This window comes from Microbacterium sp. J1-1 (assembly GCF_024498615.1).
GTDB classification, from domain to species: Bacteria; Actinomycetota; Actinomycetes; order Actinomycetales; family Microbacteriaceae; genus Microbacterium; species Microbacterium aurugineum.
Window position 1 is genome coordinate 1,163,355 of the sequence record NZ_CP089590.1, and the last position, 18,367, is coordinate 1,181,721.

Sequence of the window (18,367 nt, forward strand, 5' to 3'; positions counted from 1 at the left end):
CCTCATGCCGAAGATCATCGATCACGACCAGCGTCGACGGGACATCGTCGAGGTCGCCAAGAGCATCATCCTGAAGGGTGGCTTCGAGGCCGCGACCATGCGCAGCATCGCGGCGGAGGCCGGCTTCGCGAACGGTGCGCTGAAGCACTACTTCCCGGGCAAGGAGAGCATCGTCGCGGCGACGTTCGAGACGATCCTCCAGCAGATGTCCGAAGGCGTGCAGGCCGCCGGCGAGGAGCCGACGTCCGCGGATGCCGCGCTGCGGGGCTTCCTGCAGGCGACGATCCCTCGCGATCAGGAGCAGATCGCCGCGGGGCGGGTGCTGCTCGCGCTGTGGGAGTACGCCATGGCGAACGAGTCGCTGGCCGAGCTGTATCGCGGACACCTGGCGTCCTGGCGTGCTTCTCTCATCGAGCGGATGGAGGCCGCGCGGGACGAGGGGTCGATCCGCGATCAGGACTACGGCCCGCTCGCGAACGAGTACATCTCGGCGGCGGTCGGTGCGACCGTCATCAACCTCATGTATCCCGACGGCGAGCGGATCGCCGACTACGAGACCTACATCGACCAGTTCCTGGCACGCCTGCGCTGAGCACGGCGCGCCGGGTCCGAGAGGACGGCGCGTCATGACCTCATCCCTGTTCCTCGAGCGCCACCAGGGCACCGGGCGTCCTGTCGTGTTCCTGCACGGCCTCGCGTCGCGCGGAGCGCAGGACTGGCCGGATCACGAGTGGGCCGGCGTCGTCGGCGACCGTTCCCGCCTGGTGGTCGACCTCCCCGCGCACGGTGAGAGCCCGGCACTCGGCACGGCGCCCACGACCGCAGTGCTGGACGCACTCGCCTCGGCCGTCGGCAGCGACGAGATCGACCTGGTCGGATACTCGCTGGGGGCTCGCCTCGCGTGGGATCTGGCGGCGCATCCGCGCGTCGCCGTGCGACGCCTCGTGCTCGGCGGTCTCAGCGCGGGGGAGCCGTTCACGCAGGTCGACCTCGCCGCCGCACGCGACGCGGTCGACGGTGGCGCCATGCCGACGGATCCCCTCACGGGCATGATCGTGCACATGGCGTCGTCGCCCGGCAACCGTCCGCACGACCTGATCGGCCTGATCGAGGGTCTCGCCGCAGAGCCGTTCGCGCCACGGGCCGAGGGCATCGCCGTGCCCGTGCTGCTGCTGGGCGGCACCGACGATCCGATGGCGGCCGAGATCGACGACCTCGCGCGGCTGCTCCCGAGCGCCCGTGTGCAGCACGTCCCCGGCGATCACCTCTCCGCCCTGCACACGGCGGAGTTCCGTGCTGCCGTGCGCGACTTCCTGGCGGACTGAGCCGCAATCGCGACCGGGAACACCTCTGCCGTTTAATTCCAACAATCGTAGAAATATAAGGAAAGGCCCACACATGACCGACACCCCCACCGCGGATGCGGCACGGATCCTCGACATCGCCACGGGGTACATGGCGTCCAAGCAGCTCTTCCACGCCAGCCGCATCGGCCTCTTCCGTGCCGTCGACGGCGGAGCGGACACGGTGGCGGCGATCGCCGAGACGTGCGGAGTGGGCGAGCGCATCGCCCGTCTGCTCGCCGATGCGATGGCCGCCAAGGGCCTCCTGGTGCGCACGGACGGGCGCTACGCCGTCGCCCCGGATGCTGCCGCGTATCTGACCGGTGCCGATGCCGCGATCGACCTCGCGCCCTTCCTGACGTTCCTCGATGAGATCAGCTACCCGCACTGGCTCCAGTTCGCGCACACGGTCGACACCACCGAGCCCGGCGATCTGCAGATGGACGATGCCCGCTGGGCGACGTTCATGGCGGGGGTGATGACGTACAACCGCCTGCACGCACAGGAGTTCGGCCGTCACCTCGACCTCTCCGGTGCCACCCACGCGCTCGACTTCGGCGGCCTGTCGGCCGACTTCGCGCTGTCGGTGATGGCGCGCAATCCCGAGCTGCGGACGACGTTCCTGTACGCACCCGGCTTCGAAGACGGGATCGCCGAGGCCGTCGAGGCGGCCGGGGTCGCCGATCGTGCCGTGGTGGAGGTCGCCGACACCGCGACCGCCGCGCCGGAGGGCGCCTACGACGCGATCTTCGCGAACCACGTCATCCACCGCTTCGGTGCCGAGGAGAACGCCCGGATCTTCCGCAATCTGCGAGCGGCGGCGGCACCGGGGGCGACCCTGACCGTGCTCGACTTCTTCCTCGACGACGATCCGGCGCAGCGCGGACTCGACGCCCTGCATGCGGGGGAGTACCTCGTGATCGACGGGACCGTCGTGTATCCGGAAGCCCAGGTGCGCGGCTGGCTGAGTGATGCCGGCTGGGAGGTGCGCGAGAAGGTCGCTCTGCCGGGGAGTCCCCGGGTGCTCGTGGCGACCGCGGTGTGAGGCCACCCCGGCGTCGGGGGACCGGCGCCGGGGTTCATGGACTGGTCCGAGGGGGATCAGAGGCGGGCGGCATGCGTGAACATGCCGCCCGCCGTTTCCGTGCGCACCCGCGTTCGGTCGTGCGAGAGCTCACTCGCGGGTGAACACCGTGCGGCCGTCGACCATCGTGCGCTCGACCTCGAGGGAGGAGAACGGACGCCCGGGAGTCAGGGGATCCTCATCGAGGATCGTCAGATCGGCGACCTTCCCGATCTCGAGCGTTCCCTTCCAGGCGGACGCGCCGTCCTGTCGCGCGGCATCCACCGTCATCGAACGCAGCAGGCGGCGGCGCGATCGTGCGTCATCGGCGACGCCGGCATCGCCGAGCAGGCCGAGCGAGGCGTCGAGGCCGAGCCGCCAGTCCGGGCTCGCGATCGGCGAGTCGCTGGTCACCGTCGTGAGTGTGTCCGAGGTGAGCATCGCCGCCAGGGGCCAGGCGGTGGCGAGGCGTGCTGCGCCGAGCTGGAGCGCTGCCCAGGAGTGCGTGTGCGCGGCGATCAGCGGCTGCACGGCGAATCCGGCGTCGACCCTGCCCATCCGGGCGATCTGCTCGGGAGTGGCCAGGTCTCCGTGGACGACGTAGTGGGGCGCGGGCGGCCGGGGTGCGTCGGAGAGGCGTTCCAGGACGGCGAGGAACTCCGCGATCGAGCGGTCACCGGTCGCGTGCACGGCGATCTGCATGCCGCGGGAGGCGGCGAGCTCCACCATGCGCTGGAACGCGGAGAGCGGATCATCCCCGCCCCGCGTGAGCAGGGCGCCGGTGCTGCCGTCCGTGTAGGGCTCCTCGACCCAGGCGGTGGCCATCGGCGGGATGCCGTCGGCGAAGATCTTGACCCCGGGGATCGCGAGCCACCGGGGGTCGTGTGTCGGCGCAGGGGTGCGGATCCCGCGCTCGAAGTCCTCCAGTGTGCTCTCGCCGTCGATCGTGCCGAACAGCCGGAGCAGGGTCACGCGCGAGGTCTGGGCGCCTTCGTGGTGCAGCTCGCCGTAAGTGTCGAGCATGGCCGTGCCGAAGCAGCCGGTCTCGCCGGCGTCCTCTCCCGGGCCGATCCCGGGCTCGGTGTAGCTCGTGATGCCGCGTTCGGCGAGGAGGCCCCACGCGCGGAGAAGGGCGGTGCGCCGCTCTTCCCGGCTCGATACGAGACGCCCGGACGGCTGCTCCGCGGATGACGTGTCGGAGAAGAACAGGTGCGGCCAGCGCGCGCCGAGCCAGGCGGCGTGCAGATGGGCGTCGTTGATGCCGGGGATCGCGGTGCGCCCGTCGAGTTCGAGGGTGGTGCGCGCTCGGAGCGGTGCGACGGCTTCGTCCACGGCGACGATCACGCCGTTTCGCACGGCGAGGGTGTGGGCGATGGAGTCCGTCCCGTCGAGGGTGTGGATGCGGCCGCCGCGGATGATCAGGTCGGCGTCGTCGCCGGGCAGTGTCTCACTCATTATTCCACCAGTGTAGACGTAAAGCGGGACCCGCGGTGAGACCGGGAAGACCTGGATTCGGCGCGCGGTTCCGGGGCTTGTACGCTGGAGTCATCCCCCGATCACCCGGCAACCCGCGCGCCGGTGACCTCGGTGCGCGCTCACACATGCAAGGACGCAGATGAACGATTCCGCGGCACACCGCGAAGACTGGACGGCGAGCGAAGAACTGGCGGAGCGGATGATCCCGCTCATCGGGGCGCTTCGACGGGAGCACGACGTGGTCACCTCCCTCCACGGGCACCGCCTGCTCGGCCTGTCGGCGACCGGGCTCGTCGAGGTGCACGAGCGCGTGGCCCAGCTCGGACACGAGCGCCTCCCGATCGAAGACAGCCTGGCCGTGCTGGAAGCGATCCACGCGCTCGCGCCCGGCGCCTCCTCGCTCGATGTCGCCCGTCTCGTGGCCGGGCATGCCTCCAGCGGCGAGTCCTTGGAGACCTACCTCGCCGACGTGCTGGCACCCGCGATGGGTGCCGTCGCCGCCGAACCCACCGACGTCGTGCTCTACGGCTTCGGACGCATCGGCCGTCTGCTGGCCCGCATCCTCATCGCCCACACCGGTGGCGGCAGCGGTCTGCGGCTGCGCGCGATCGTGGTGCGGCGCGGCTCCGAGAACGACCTCGTCAAGCGGGCATCGCTGCTGCTGCGCGATTCCGTGCACGGCCGCTTCGCCGGATCCGTCACGGTCGACGAGGAGGCCGAGCAGATCATCGCGAACGGCACCCGCATCCAGGTGATCTACTCCGACGATCCCGCCACCATCGATTACACCGCCCACGGGATCGACGACGCCATCGTGGTCGACAACACGGGCCGCTGGCGCGACGAGGCGGGGCTCTCGCAGCATCTGCGGTCGAAGGGGGTCGCCCGGGTCCTGCTCACCGCTCCGGGCAAGAGCCCGCTCAAGAACATCGTGCACGGGATCAACGACGACACCATCACCGACTCCGACCGCATCGTCTCCGCGGCCTCGTGCACGACGAACGCCATCACACCGGTGCTCGCGGCGATCGACGAGGCCTACGGCGTGGTCAAGGGGCACGTCGAGACGGTGCACTCGTTCACGAACGATCAGAACCTGATCGACAACTTCCACAAGGGCGACCGGCGCGGGCGTTCGGCGGTGCTCAACATGGTCATCACCGAGACCGGTGCGGCGAAGGCCGTCGCGAAGGCGCTCCCGCAGCTCGAGGGCAAGCTCACGGGCAGCTCGATCCGCGTCCCCACCCCCGATGTCTCGCTCGCGGTGCTGCATCTGACGATCGAGCGTCCGGCGACCAAGGACCAGGTCAACGACTACCTGCGCCGCGTCTCCCTGCACTCGAAGCTGCGTCAGCAGATCGACTACGTCGAGAGCCCCGACGTGGTCTCCACCGACTTCGTCGGGTCGCACCGGGCCGGCATCGTCGACGGACTCGCCACGATCGCCGACGAGGACACCCTCATCCTCTACGTCTGGTACGACAACGAGTTCGGCTACTCCTGCCAGGTGATCCGCGTGCTCGAGGTCATGGCGGGCTCGCACCCGATCGTGCTCCCGGAGCGCCGTGAGGTGACGCTGCAGGGCTGACGTGGCGCGTGCGCGGCGTCGGAGGCGCCCGGCATGATGGGGTCATGAAGTCCGCGACCCTGCTCGCCGAGCGCCTCCGCTCGCATCGCCTCACCGCGCCGACGCCGACGGTGGAAGACGCCGCGCATCACCTGCTGGCCGTACAGAGTCAGGACTTCACCGCCGGTCGGTGGGCCCTCGCGGTGCGCACCCGCGGAGACGTGACCCTGCGCGACGTCGATCGCGCCTTCGATCGCGGTGATCTCGTGCGGGGCTGGACCATGCGCGGCACGCTGCACACGGTTCCGGCGCGTGACCTCGGCTGGATGCTGGAGGTCACGGCCGCACGGCAGCGCCAGCAGGCGGCGACGCGTCATCGACAGCTCGGCATCGACGACGACATGATCGGCGCGGTCGTGCGGGCGGTGACACCGGCGCTGCGCGACGGCGGCCGCACCCGCGCCGAGCTCTTCGAGATCCTCGAGGGAATCGGCATCGACCCCGCGGGGCAACGGGGGAGCCACCTGCTCTTCACCCTCACGATCGACGGGCTCATCTGCCAGGGACCCGTCGCCCCGCGCGCCGGCGTGACGCGGGAGCAGCGGTTCGTCCTCGTCGAGGACCACATCCCCGACCCGGCGCGCCCCGACGACCCACTCGCGGAGCTGTTCGTGCGCTACATCGACGGCCACGGTCCGGCGGGTGTCGCGGACTTCTCCTGGTGGTCCGGACTCACGCTCGGGCAGTCCCGCGAGGCCGCCGCGCGCGCGGCAGAGCGCGTCGTCGAGGTCGAGGAGGGACTGTTCACGGCAGTCCGGCGACCACGACGGACGATGGATGCGTCCGCCGTCCACGCGCTCGGTGCCTTCGACGAGTACTACATCTCCTACGCCGACCGCACGGACGTGTGCGCCCCGGAGCATCTGGCGGCTGTCGGTCCGGGGAAGAACGGGATGGTGCGCGCGACGCTCGTCGAGCAGGGCCGCGTGATCGGAACCTGGTCGCACGCCACCGCGACGCGTGACGCACCTCCCGAGTTCTTCGCGGACCCGGCCGATCCCGCAGGGGTGACCGCCGCTCTGGGGCGATTCGCACGGTTCCTCGACGACTGACCCCGCTCGCCGCGAGGACGGTCGCGATCACTCTCCGGCGTGCCGTGCGAGGAAGCTGTACACCTCGTTGTCGTCCACGCCGGGGAAGGCGCCGCGGGGGAGTGGCGAGAACATGTGCGTGTGCACGCGTGCACTCGGCCACGCCCGTCCGCTCCAGCGCTCGCTCAGCTCGGCCGACGGGCGGCGGCAGCACGACTCGTCCGGGCAGGTGGAGACGGCCCGGTCGTTGGTCTCCCGGCCACGCCACCACCGGGCATCGTCGAACGGCACTCCGACGGTCACCGAGAACTCGCCGTCGCTCGACGATCCGGTCTGGGTCGAGCACCAGAACGTGCCGGAGGGTGTGTCGGTGTACTGGTGGTGCTCGACCGTACGGTTCTGCTGCGTGAACGCCGCGCGCGCCTGGAACTTGCGGCACACCCGCTGGCCCTCCACCGCGCCGGTCACGTCCATCGGCAACGGCAGGTCATCGTTCTCGTAGACCCGGGTGATCGCCCCGGTGGAGTCGACGCGCAGGAAGTGCAGCGCCATCCCGAGATGCTGGGTCAGCAGGTTGGTCATGCGCATGCCCGCGGCCTCGTGCGTCACGCCGAAGCCGTCCCGGAAGTCCTCGACCGCGAGGTTGCGGTCCTTCTTGGCCTGCTGCAGGAAGGCCACGGCGGCGGTCTCGGGCATCAGGCAGCACGCGGCGAAGTAGTTGATCTCCAGGCGCTGCTGGAGGAAGTCGGCGTAGTCGGTCGGCGGCGTGTGTCCGAGCAGGCGGTGCGCCATGGCCTGCAGAGCCATCGAGCGCAGTCCGTGGCCGCCGGGGATGGAGGCCGGCGGCAGGTAGATCCGTCCGTTCTCGAGGTCGGTGACCGAACGAGTGGAGTGGGGGAGGTCGTTGGCGTAGATCAGCTCGAACCCGAGCTTCTCGGCCATGATGCTCACGGTGCGGTGCGTGAGTGCGCCCTGGACGTGACCGGCCGCCTTGAGGTGCTTCTCGGCGAGCTTCTCGATCTCGGGGAGATAGTTGTTCTGCGCGCGCATCCGCAGCCGCAGTTCGGTGTTCGCACGACGCGCTTCTTCCGGTGTCGCGATCGCCTCACGCTCGCGACGCTCGAGCTCGCGGTGCAGACCGAGGACCGACTCGATCGTCTCATCGCTCATGCCTTTGGTCACGCGCACGGGAGCGACGCCGAGCTGCCGGAAGACGGGGCTCTCCTGTGCGCGCTCGAGCTCGATCTCGAGAGCCGCTCGTCGGTTCGGCGGTTCGCCGGAGATCAGGTCGGTGACCTCCGTGCTCGTGGCCTGCGCGATCGCCTGGAGGAGGGACAGCTTCGGCTCGCGCTTGCCGTTCTCGATCAGGCTCAGCTGTGAGCCGGCGACACCGACGAGCGCACCGAGCTCATCGAGCGTGAAGCCGTTCTCCAGCCGGTGGTGTCGGATGCGGTGGCCGAGGGTGGTGAGGTGGATGCCGGAGGACGCCATTCCTTGAGTGTAGCGAAAGAATTGCGTTTCTTATCGCTTGATTTGCCCGAAAGTTGCGTCCGAACCGGAAGAAGATAGGTGCAACGCCCCCACTTCGAAGGAGCACACGTCATGGCCATCGCCGAAGTCTTCACCCCCCGCACGTCTCCCGTCTCCGCGGCGCGTACGTTCGGCGAGGCCCCGACGTATGACACCCCTGCCATGGCCGAGCTGGCCGCCTGGGTCGAGGAGATCCGCGAGCTCACCCAGCCCGACGCCGTGCACTGGGTCGACGGTTCGCGGGCCGAGAACGACCGGCTCCTGCGCGATCTCGTCGACGAGGGCAAGCTGATCAAGCTCAACCCCGAGTGGCGTCCCGGCTCCTACCTCGCGCGTTCGCACCCCAGCGACGTCGCACGCACCGAGGGACGCACCTTCATCGCCTCCGAGCGCGAGGAGGATGCCGGTCCCACGAACAACTGGGCCGCTCCGGTCGAGATGCACGCGAAGATGAACGAGATCTTCGCGGGCTCGATGCGCGGCCGCACGATGTACGTCGTGCCGTTCTCGCTGGGACGCGTCGGCGGTCCCCTCTCGCACATCGGCGTCCAGATCACCGACAGCGCCTACGCCGTCGCCTCGATCGGCATCATGACCCGGGTCGGCGATGCGGTGACCCGTCAGATCGCCGAGGGGGCCCCGTGGGTCAAGACCGTGCACTCGGTCGGCGCGCCCCTCGCTCCGGGGGAGCAGGACGTCGAGTGGCCCTGCAACGACGACAAGTACATCGTGCACTTCCCGGAGACCCTCGAGGTCTACTCCTACGGTTCGGGATACGGCGGTAATGCGATCCTGGCGAAGAAGTGCTTCGCCCTGCGTATCGCCTCCGTCATCGCCCGCGACGAGGGGTGGCTCGCCGAGCACATGCTGCTGATCCGCGTGATCGACCCGCAGGGCAAGGCCTACCATGTCGCCGCCGCGTTCCCCTCGGCGTGCGGCAAGACGAACCTCGCCATGCTGCGGCCGACCATCCCCGGGTGGCGGGTCGAGACCCTCGGTGACGACATCGCGTGGATCCGTCCGGGAGAAGACGGTCGCATGTGGGCGATCAACCCCGAGGCCGGCTTCTTCGGGGTCGCGCCCGGAACCGGCGAGTCGACCAACGTCACGGCCGTCGAGACGTTGTGGGGCAACACGATCTTCACGAACGTCGCGCTCCGCCCCGATGGCGATGTGTGGTGGGAAGGCCTGACCGACGCGCCGCCCGCGAACCTGACCGACTGGGAGGGCAACGACTGGACGCCCGAGTCCGGCCGACCCGCAGCGCACCCGAACTCCCGCTTCACGGTGTCGGCGGCGCAGTGCCCGCAGATCTCCGAGGACTGGGAAGAGGCCGTCCCGCTCGACGTCATCCTCTTCGGTGGGCGCCGCGCCAGCAACGTGCCGCTCGTGGTCGAGGCCACCGACTGGACGCACGGCGTCTTCCTCGGCTCGAACATCTCGTCGGAGCGCACCGCTGCCGCCGAGGGCACGGTCGGGGAGCTGCGCCGCGACCCGTTCGCGATGCTGCCGTTCTGCGGATACAACATGGCCGACTACTTCGGGCACTGGCTGAAGGTCGGCCGTGGCCTGCGCTTCGACCGCGCACCGCGCATCTTCCAGGTGAACTGGTTCCGTCGCGGGGAGGACGGCCGCTTCCTGTGGCCCGGGTTCGGCGACAACTCTCGCGTCGTGGACTGGATCATCCGGCGCATCGCGGGCGACGTCCCGGCGGTCGACAGCCCGATCGGACGCCTGCCGCGCGTGGAGGACCTCAACCTCGACGGCCTCGACATCCCGGCCGCAGACCTCGATGAGCTGTTCTCCGTCGACGCCGAGGCCTGGAAGACCGAGGCCGACCTGACGGAGGCGTTCTACGACACCTTCGGCGACAAGGTCCCCGCGGCGCTGCGCGCGGAACTCGCCTCGCTCCGCTACCGCCTCGACAAGGCGTAGCCCCCAGACCGGTGCCGGTTCGGGGGAGCCGGCACCCTCAGGGCCTCGTGCCCTGCAGACCCGCGAAGGCGGGACATCAGAGACGAACCCATGGCTGAGTGGTCTCCGACGTCCCGCCTTCGTGTCGTCCGCCCCTCCTTCTCGTCGACACCCCGCCTGCTCGTCGACACCCCTCCGCAGGAACGCCACGAAACGGGGGCGTGGACGCTGGACGGGGGCGTCGGCGCTGGGCGTGGACGCGGAAACCGGGGTCGGGGCGGGGTGCCGGTCAGGCGAGCAGCTGGTGGCGGGCGAGGTCGCGGTAGAGGGGCGTCGACTCCACGAGCTCCGCATGCGTTCCCTGGCCGACCACGACGCCGTCCTGCAGCACCACGATCAGGTCGCTGTCCACCACCGTCGAGAGGCGGTGTGCGATCACGATGAGCGTGCGGTCCGTCGACACGGCGTCGATGGCCTCGCGCATCCTCTGCTCGTTCACGCCGTCGAGGGAGGATGTCGACTCGTCGAGCAACAGGATCGGAGCGTCCGTGAGCAGTGCGCGGGCGATCGCGAGGCGCTGGCGCTCGCCGCCCGACAGCATCACGCCGTCCTCGCCCACGGGGGCCTCGATGCCGAGCGGATTGCGTTCGAGCACATCGCCCAGGTTCACGGCGCGCAGCACGCGTTCGCAGTCGGCATCGGTCGCGTCGGGGGATGCGAGTCGCAGATTCTCGGCGAGCGTGCCCGCCAGCGTCGGGGCGTCCTGCTCGACGTAGCCGAAGTGGGCGCGCAGGTCGTCGCGCGGGTAGGTGCGGGCATCATGGCCGTGCACGCGGATCGACCCTCCAGTCGGGTCGTAGAACCGCTCGATCAGCGACAGGATCGTGCTCTTGCCCGCGCCACTGGGGCCGACCAGCGCGACGCGGGAGCCGTGCGGGACGGCGAACGACACGCCGCGGAGAACCTCGTGATCCTGCGGGGCATCGGCAGCATCTTCGGTGGGTTCCACGTGGGCGTCCGCGAGCAGGGATCGCGCCTCCTTCGCCGCCGCCTGGCGGGCGGCCACCACGTTTGCGGGGTAGTGGAAGCGCACGTCACGGAACTCGATCGCCGGCGCATCCGCCGCTGCGGGCTCACGCGGCAACGAGGTGGCGATCTTCTCGTCGTCCTGCGACTCGGTGGGAAGATCGAGCACTTCCTGGATGCGGCCGAGCGCGCCGAGCGCTTGGTTCACCGAGGTGATCGCCCCGAAAGTGGTCGCCAACGGCATCACGAGCAGGAAGAGGAACATGATGAACGAGATCAGCGACGCGATCGTGATGGCACCGGCGGCGACGCGGAACCCGCCCACGCCGAGGACCACCAGAAGCGAGAGCTGCAGAGCGATGCCGGAGACCGGGACCACCAGTGAGGAGATCTTGGCGATGCGCACGCCGATGCCGTAGGTCTCGGAGGCGAGCTTCGTGACGGTGTCCGCTTCGCGCTCGGTCGCTCCCGAGGCGCGGATGGTGCGGATCGAGCCGATCGCCCGCTCCACGCCGGACGCCAGCTCGCCGACCTTCATCTGCTGGGCGGTCGAGGCCGTGCGGATCCGGCCGCTCAGCAGCACGACGACCGTGACCGAGAGGCCGATCACGAGCACGATCATCAGCAACAGCACGGGGTCGATCACGAGCATCGCGATCAGGGCGCCCAGGAACAGGACGGCACTGCCGACGGCGTCCGCGAGACCCTGGGTGAGGACGGCGTAGAGCAGAGTCGTGTCGGTGCCCACGCGCGAGACGAGGTCGCCGGTCCGGCGGGCGTCGAACTCGGAGGTGGGCAGATGCAGGATGCGCGCGATGAGCTTGCGCCGGCTCGAGTACACGACCGCGGTTCCCGTGCGCTGCAGCAGATAGTGCTGGAAACCGGAGATGATCGACGACACGATCACGAACCCGACCAGCAGCCACACGAGGATCCCGATGCCGGCGTCGGACTGCACCGCTTCGATGACCTGTCCCACGAGCAGAGGTTGCACGAGCGAGGTCGCGGCACCGACGACGCTGAGCACCGCGACCACGATCAGCGTGCGCTTGTGCTCGAACAGGAAGGGGAGGAGCTGGCGGAAGGTGGCGCGCGGGCCTTCGGGCTGCGCGCCCCGTCCGCGGCGGCGTGCTGTCGCCGAACCGGACATGCGGGACCTCTATCTGGAGATGGTACTTCGACCGTACTTCGTGCGTGGACGAATCCTATGGAGGGGCTGTATGCGGATCAGGAGCGGCCGAATCGCCGATGCGCGGCCTGCTTGCTCACGCCGAGGGCGCTGGCGATCGCCTGCCAGGAGTATCCGAGGTTCCGTGCGCGACGCACGTTGGCCTCCTCGGCGCGGGCGATTTCCGTGCGCAGCTCGGCGAGTCTGTGCAGGGCGGCCAGCGGCTCGCTTCCGTCGTCCTGTGCGATCGCGGTCGGCATTGTCATGATGTCCTCCTGCGTCAATCGTCGTTGACGCGGTACGCGCTGTCAATGTCTGTTGACGTGCCAGACTGGGCGGATGCTGTCCGCACCCCGCCTCACCCCGGGAGACCGTGTCGCGGTCCTTTCCCCGTCATTCGCTGCTCCGGCCGTCGCACCGGACCTGCATGCGCAGGCGATGCACCGGCTCGAGGACCTCACGGGGCTGATCCCGATCGAGTATCCGACCACGCGTGAGCTCGGCGCGAGTCCACAGGCCCGCGCCGCCGACGTGAACGCGGCGTTCGCCGACCCGAGCATCCGTGCGATCCTCGCCACGATCGGCGGAGACGACCAGCTCCTCGTCGTCCCGCACCTCGACCCGGCGCTGCCCGTGGCCGACCCCAAGCCGTTCGTCGGGTACAGCGACAACACGAACATCCTCAACTGGCTCTGGGGCCTCGGGGTTCGGGGCTACTACGGCGGCTCGACCGCCGTGCATCTCGGGCCCGGACCGTTCGTCGACGACATCCACCTGCGCTCCCTGCGTGCCCTGCTCCTGACCGGTGGTGTGCTCGACATCACCGAGCCGGGCGAGTCGGAAGACGTCGGGCGACGGTGGCACGACCCCCGGGCGCTCCTCGAGTTCGGCGACCGCGTCCCGACCGAGCCGTGGGCCTGGGCAGGGCCCGCATCACGGGTGGAAGGCGTGACCTGGGGCGGCTGTCTCGAGGTGATCGACGGCCTGGCCTTCGCCGACCGGCTGCCGCGCGCGGCGGACCTGGACGGAGTTGTCCTGCTGCTCGAGACCAGCGAGGAGCGGCCGTCCGCGGGCTGGGTGGCCCGGTGGTTGCGCGGACTGGGGGAGCGCGGCATCCTCGCGGCTGCGGCAGCCGTGGTCGTCGCCCGCCCACCCGTGAGCGACTTCGAGTTCCAGCCGTCTCCTGCCGAGGCTGCTGCGCTTCGTGCGGCGCAGCGGGATGCAGTGTTCGACGTCGTGACGCACTACAACCCCGACGCCGTCATCTGCGTCGGCCCGCCGTTCGGGCACACCCGACCGCAGTGGATCCTGCCCTACGGCGGGACGATGATCGTGGACGGCGCTGCGCGCACGATCACCGCCGCGTACTGATCAGAGCTCGACGGCGGCGGCGACGCCGAGGTCGCCGTCGTAGTCGTGGTCCTTCGTCTCCGGGCTCAACAGCAGCGCGATGAAGGTCAGGACGCCCATGGCCGACAGGTACAGGCCGACCAGCCACGGGGCGCCGTCGCCGAGCGCCCACAGCCACAGGGCGATCAATGGGGCCACGGCCGCACCGAGGATGGAGGACACGTTGTAGGCGATCGCCGAGCCCGTGTACCGCACGTTGGTCGGGAAGAGCTCCGGCAGCAGCGCGCCCATCGGGCCGAACGTGGCCCCCATGAGCAGGAACCCGAACACGAGGAACGCCTGGGCGAGCGCACCGGTGAACTTCGGGTCGACCGCGGGGAGGAGGAACGTGTTGAAGGTGAAGCCGAAGACGATGATCGCCCCGGTCACCCACAGCAGCAGCTTCCGGCGTCCGACCGCATCGGCGATCGGGCCGGACAGGAGCGTGAAGATGCCGAAGAACACCACGCCGATGATCTGCATCAGCACGAAGTCGGTGTATCCGAAGCCGAGTCCCGGGTAGAACTGCGCCGCGAACTCGCTCGGGTCGAAGGGGGCGCCGGTCGCCTCCGCTGCTGCCTTCGCCGCGGCCGAGGCGGTCTCCAGCGACGCGGGCTTGGTGCCGTACGCGAGCGTGAAGTTGGTCATCAGGTAGAAGAGCACATACGTCGCCAACATGATGAACGTGCCGAGGATGAGCTGCTTCCAGTGGTGACGGAACACGGTCGCGAGGGGAAGCTTGCGGATCGCGCCCTTCGTCTCGGCCTTCTTGAAGGTGTCGGATTCGACGAGCTTGAGCCGCACCCACAGGCCGATGATGACCATCACCGCGGAGAACAGGAACGGGATGCGCCAGCCCCACGCCAGGAACGCCTCGGACTTCAGGGCCGGGTTCTCGGAGTGTGGCAGCAGCCAGTTGATCGTGAGGAAGAGGAAGTTGGCGATGATGAAGCCGAGCGGGGCGCCCAGCTGAGGGAAGGTGCCGTACCAGGCGCGCTTGCCCTTCGGGGCGTTCTCCGTTGCCACCAGCGCCGCGCCGGACCACTCGCCGCCGAGTGCGAAGCCCTGCGCCAGACGCAGGATGAGCAGCAGGAGCGCCGCCCACCAGCCGATCTGCTGGAAGGTCGGCAGCAGTCCGATTACGAAGGTGGCGATGCCCATCGTCAGCAGCGACGCCACCAGCGTGGCCTTGCGGCCGAACTTGTCGCCGAAGTGCCCGAAGACCACGGCGCCGATCGGGCGGGCCACCATCGCGGCGCCGAAGACCGCGAACGAGGAGAGGAGCGAGGTGGTGTCGTTGCCCGTGGGGAAGAACAGCACCGGGAAGACGAGCACGGCCGCCGTGGCATACGCGTAGAAGTCGTAGAACTCGATCGTGGTGCCGACCAGGCTCGCGGTGATGACGCGCGAGCGGGGATTCGCGGGCGCAGTGGCAGTACTCATGACGCTTCTCCGATCAGCCCCGGTCTGCCCGGGGACCTGGGCGAGTTTACGCCTTCCTGAGTGTTGCCTGTGTGCGCCGCGACCCGTTCGAGTCGCGCAGACGGCTGCATCTGCGTACCGGATGCAGCCGTCTGCGCGATTCGAGGGTCACTCCTCCGTGGCGCCGAGCGACGGGGAAGGAACGAAAGCGGCCCGGCGCTCGATGAGCTGCTCGAGCTCCAGGACGACGAGGCGATTCGTCCCGGCGACGGTGGCGGGGGCGGGCACGTAGAGCGTGCGCTGCGGTCCGTTGCGCCAGTAGCGGCCGAGGAAGAACCCGTTCACGAACGCGTAGCCCTTGCTCCAGCTCGCGGTGTCGAGGAAGAGATCGGCGCGGGCATCCAGCTCGAACTCGGCGGTCCATGCGGTCGGACCGTCTCCGGAAGTTGTTGCCTCGGCGTCCGCGACAGCGTCCGTCCCGATCCCCGCGGCGATGGCGGCGACGTCCAACGGCGTGCAGCGCCATCCGCTCAGCGGTGCCCCGTCGAGGGTGACCGCCCCGATGAGTCCCTTCTCCTCGCCGAGCCGGTGGTCGTAGTTCACCCGCCCCTGGTCCTCCACCAGGATGCTCAGGGTGCGGCCACCGGGGATCCGGATCGCGCGGTCGTGGCGGGTGCGGGAGATCGCGCCGACCGCGCGCCCGTCGACGCTGACCCAGCCGAGGTCCCGGAGTTCATCGACGAGGAGCACTCCGCCGTTGCGGTGGGGGAGGTCGACGTCGTAGCGCATCAACGCGCTCTGGTGTCCGAGCGCGTCGAAGGTCTCGGGGTCGGCCGTCGGTTCCGCCGATCCCGCGGTCGTCGTCCAGGCACCTTTGGCGACGAGGGGGACCTCGAGCGCGGGGGCGGGGGTCGCGCTCGCGGGCAGCTCGTCCGGCACGGGCGCATGGCGCGCGATCACGTCGCGGAAGGCGAAGAACTTCTCCGTCGGGTTGCCCGCCTCGTCGAGCGGGGCGTCGTAGTCGTAGGAGGTCACGAGCGGGAGATAGCGTCCCTTGTCGTTCGCGCCGTTCGTGAGTGCGAAGTTCGTGCCGCCGTGGAACATGTAGATGTTGACCGAGGCGCCGGCGGCCAGGAGCGCATCCAGGTCGGCGGCCGCGGTCGCGACGTCCGTCGTGTGGTGCACGCCGCCCCACCAGTCGAACCATCCGTCCCAGAACTCCGAGCACATCAGGGGGCCGGTGGGCTGATGCCGGCGCAGCGTTGCGAGGCGCTCGGTGCTGCGCGAGCCGAAGGATCCGGTCTTGTGCAGCCCGGGGAGACTCCCGTTCGTCAGCATCCGGTCGACCGGCTGGTCGACGGTCGTCAGCGGCACCGTGATCCCGGCCTCGCGGGTGACCGTGACGAGTGTCTCGAGATACGCCGCGTCGGAGCCGTAGGCTCCGTACTCGTTCTCGATCTGCACGAGCACGACCGGTCCGCCGCGATCGATCTGGCGCGGTGCGACGATGTCGTAGACGCGGCGGAGGTACGCGCTCACCTCCACGAGGTACTCCGGCGCCGAGGAACGCAGCCCACCCGTGCCACCGGTGAGCCAGACCGGCAGCCCGCCGTTGTGCCACTCCGCGCAGATGTACGGACCGGGGCGGACGATCGCGTCCAGACCCTCCGCGTGGATCAGGTCGAGGAAGCGCCCGAGATCGTTCCATCCGCTCGCGTCCCACTCGCCGCGTCGAGGTTCGTGCGCGTTCCAGGCCACGTACGTCTCGATCGTGTTCAACCCCATCAGTCGGGCTTTGCGGATGCGGTCCTGCCACTGATCCGGGTGCACGCGGAAGTAGTGGATCGCGCCGGAGATGACCTGGTGCGGTCGTCCGTCGCGGAGGAAGTCGGTGTCGCCGAGGGAGAAGGAGGTCACGAGTCGTGGTGCTTTCGATGAGGCGAGCTGTGCCGATCCCGTGACGGGGGATCCGGGACCGGCACAGCTCGCGGGTATTACTTGTTGACGGTGAAGCCCTGCGCGTTGCCGTACTCGACCAGCGCGTCCTGCCAGGCGGTCAGGCCGTCGTTCAGATCGCTGCCGTTCTGGTACGACTGGCCGACGGTGTCGCCGAAGATGCTGTTCGCGTACACCTGGTAGGGCAGGTAGCTCCAGCCTTCGACGACGTCATCGGCCGCGGCGGCGAGCACCTCGTTGATCTTCTGGCCGCCGAAGTACTCGGGAGCGTCGGAGAGGAACTCCTCGCTGGACAGCTCGGCGGTCGTGGACGGGAACCCGCCGCTCTCGAGGAAGATCGAGATGCTCTCCTCGGAGTTGTTCAGCCACCACAGGAAGCCGGCCGCCAGCTCGGGGTTCTCGCTCTGCGTCGTGACGGCCTGGCCGCCACCGCCGTTCTCCGCGCTCGCCGGGGTGCCGTCATACGTCGGCATGGGGGCGACGCGCCAGTCGCCTGAGCCGTCGGGTGCGCCCGAGATGAGGTTTCCGGGCATCCAGGCGCCGATCACGAGGCTGGCGAGGCTGCCGTCGCCGAGGGCACGGAACCACTCGTCGCTCCAGCTGCCGTAGGGCGCGATCAGGTCTTCCTCGACGAGGCGGTTCCAGTTCTCGGTCCACTTCTTCGAGCCCGCGTCCTGCAGGTCGATCGTGACGTCGGTGCCCGAGGTCTCGAACGGCTTTCCGCCGGCCTGCCAGATCATCGAGGTCGCGAAGCCCGCGTCCCCGGCGTCGTTGGTGATGTATGCGTCGGGGTTCGCCGCGTGGATCTTCTTGGCGGCCTCGTAGTACTCGTCCCACGTGGTGGGCACCGCGACACCCGCGGCGTCGAACACGGTCTTGTTGTAGAACAGGGCCATGGGGCCGGAGTCCTGCGGCAGACCGTAGATCGCGTCCCCGTTCGTGACGGAGTTCCAGGTCGAGGCGGTGTAGTCGTCCTCGAAGTCGGCGAACCCGTAGGCCGAGAGGTCGGCGAAGGCGTCGGTGAGGGCGAACTGCGGGAAGGCGTAGTACTCGATCTGCACGACGTCGGGGGCGCCGGAGCCCGCCTTGATCGCGTTCTGCAGCTTGGTGTATTCCTCGTTGTTCGTCCCGGCGTTGACCAGGTTGACGGTGACGTTGGGGTACTCCTTCTGGAAGGCCTCGACCTGCGCTTCGGCGGACGGGGTCCACGACCAGTACGTGATCTCGCCGCCCTTCTCGAGCGCGGCTTCGACGGCGTCGAAGGAACCGGAGCCCGCATCGGTGCCGGAACCGGAGTCGGTCGTGCCGCCGGTGCTGCAGCCGGCCAGCGCCAGTGCTGCCACGGTTCCGGCGGCGAGCACGGCGAGGCTGCGCCGGGTCGGTGAGGGAAGGTGCTTCATTGCTGTGTCCTTTCGGGAGGTG

The 18,367-nt window shown here is 69.4% G+C and carries 14 protein-coding genes; 7 read left to right on the top strand and 7 right to left on the bottom strand.

Annotated features, from left to right (window positions below; translation table 11 throughout):
- Positions 1-4 precede the first annotated feature (4 nt).
- From LRQ07_RS05505 to LRQ07_RS05515, 3 genes are all read left to right on the top strand, one after another.
- Complete coding sequence (locus tag LRQ07_RS05505) at positions 5-592, top strand: TetR/AcrR family transcriptional regulator (RefSeq protein WP_131494410.1); 588 nt, start codon at positions 5-7, stop codon at positions 590-592.
- 34 nt (positions 593-626) lie between these two features.
- On the top strand, positions 627-1,325 hold the full coding sequence (locus LRQ07_RS05510) for an alpha/beta fold hydrolase (RefSeq protein ID WP_256536075.1): 699 nt from the start codon (positions 627-629) through the stop codon (positions 1,323-1,325).
- Between the two features lie 73 nt (positions 1,326-1,398).
- The gene (locus LRQ07_RS05515) at positions 1,399-2,388 is read left to right on the top strand and encodes a methyltransferase dimerization domain-containing protein (RefSeq protein ID WP_256536076.1); all 990 of its coding nucleotides are present in this window, start codon (positions 1,399-1,401) and stop codon (positions 2,386-2,388) included.
- 129 nt (positions 2,389-2,517) lie between these two features.
- Here the strand turns inward: LRQ07_RS05515 and LRQ07_RS05520 are convergent, their stop codons facing one another.
- On the bottom strand, positions 2,518-3,861 hold the full coding sequence (locus LRQ07_RS05520; protein ID WP_256536077.1) for an amidohydrolase: 1,344 nt from the start codon (positions 3,859-3,861) through the stop codon (positions 2,518-2,520).
- A gap of 160 nt (positions 3,862-4,021) precedes the next feature.
- On the opposite strand from LRQ07_RS05520, the gene LRQ07_RS05525 reads away from it, so the two are divergent.
- Complete coding sequence (locus LRQ07_RS05525) at positions 4,022-5,470, top strand: glyceraldehyde-3-phosphate dehydrogenase (RefSeq protein ID WP_134353260.1); 1,449 nt, start codon at positions 4,022-4,024, stop codon at positions 5,468-5,470.
- A gap of 44 nt (positions 5,471-5,514) precedes the next feature.
- Positions 5,515-6,561, top strand: a complete 1,047-nt coding sequence (locus tag LRQ07_RS05530; RefSeq protein ID WP_256536078.1) for a winged helix DNA-binding domain-containing protein — start codon at positions 5,515-5,517, stop codon at positions 6,559-6,561.
- A 27-nt stretch (positions 6,562-6,588) separates the two neighbouring features.
- Here the strand turns inward: LRQ07_RS05530 and LRQ07_RS05535 are convergent, their stop codons facing one another.
- Complete coding sequence (locus LRQ07_RS05535) at positions 6,589-8,031, bottom strand: helix-turn-helix transcriptional regulator (protein ID WP_047523168.1); 1,443 nt, start codon at positions 8,029-8,031, stop codon at positions 6,589-6,591.
- A 111-nt stretch (positions 8,032-8,142) separates the two neighbouring features.
- On the opposite strand from LRQ07_RS05535, the gene LRQ07_RS05540 reads away from it, so the two are divergent.
- Entirely contained in the window at positions 8,143-10,005 is a 1,863-nt protein-coding gene (locus LRQ07_RS05540; protein ID WP_256536079.1) for a phosphoenolpyruvate carboxykinase (GTP), read from the top strand.
- Positions 10,006-10,273: 268 nt separating this feature from the next.
- Here the strand turns inward: LRQ07_RS05540 and LRQ07_RS05545 are convergent, their stop codons facing one another.
- A complete protein-coding gene (locus LRQ07_RS05545) occupies positions 10,274-12,160 on the bottom strand; it encodes an ABC transporter ATP-binding protein (RefSeq protein ID WP_256536080.1) in 1,887 nt (628 codons plus the stop codon).
- A 77-nt stretch (positions 12,161-12,237) separates the two neighbouring features.
- Complete coding sequence (locus LRQ07_RS05550; protein WP_047523260.1) at positions 12,238-12,444, bottom strand: hypothetical protein; 207 nt, start codon at positions 12,442-12,444, stop codon at positions 12,238-12,240.
- A gap of 73 nt (positions 12,445-12,517) precedes the next feature.
- Between LRQ07_RS05550 and LRQ07_RS05555 the strand changes: the two genes are divergently transcribed.
- A complete protein-coding gene (locus LRQ07_RS05555) occupies positions 12,518-13,549 on the top strand; it encodes an LD-carboxypeptidase (RefSeq protein ID WP_256536081.1) in 1,032 nt (343 codons plus the stop codon).
- Here LRQ07_RS05555 and LRQ07_RS05560 read toward each other — a convergent pair whose 3' ends face one another.
- The 3 genes from LRQ07_RS05560 to LRQ07_RS05570 all read right to left on the bottom strand — a co-directional run bounded on the left by LRQ07_RS05560 (position 13,550) and on the right by LRQ07_RS05570 (position 18,345).
- Positions 13,550-15,010 carry an MFS transporter gene (locus tag LRQ07_RS05560; RefSeq protein ID WP_153243781.1) on the bottom strand — a complete coding sequence of 487 codons (1,461 nt, stop codon included), beginning with the start codon at positions 15,008-15,010 and terminating at the stop codon, positions 13,550-13,552.
- Positions 15,011-15,157: 147 nt separating this feature from the next.
- Positions 15,158-16,906, bottom strand: coding sequence for a glycoside hydrolase family 35 protein (locus LRQ07_RS05565; protein WP_256536082.1), 1,749 nt, complete (start codon positions 16,904-16,906; stop codon positions 15,158-15,160).
- Between the two features lie 77 nt (positions 16,907-16,983).
- A complete protein-coding gene (locus LRQ07_RS05570) occupies positions 16,984-18,345 on the bottom strand; it encodes an ABC transporter substrate-binding protein (RefSeq protein WP_256536083.1) in 1,362 nt (453 codons plus the stop codon).
- Between the last annotated feature and the right edge of the window lie 22 nt (positions 18,346-18,367).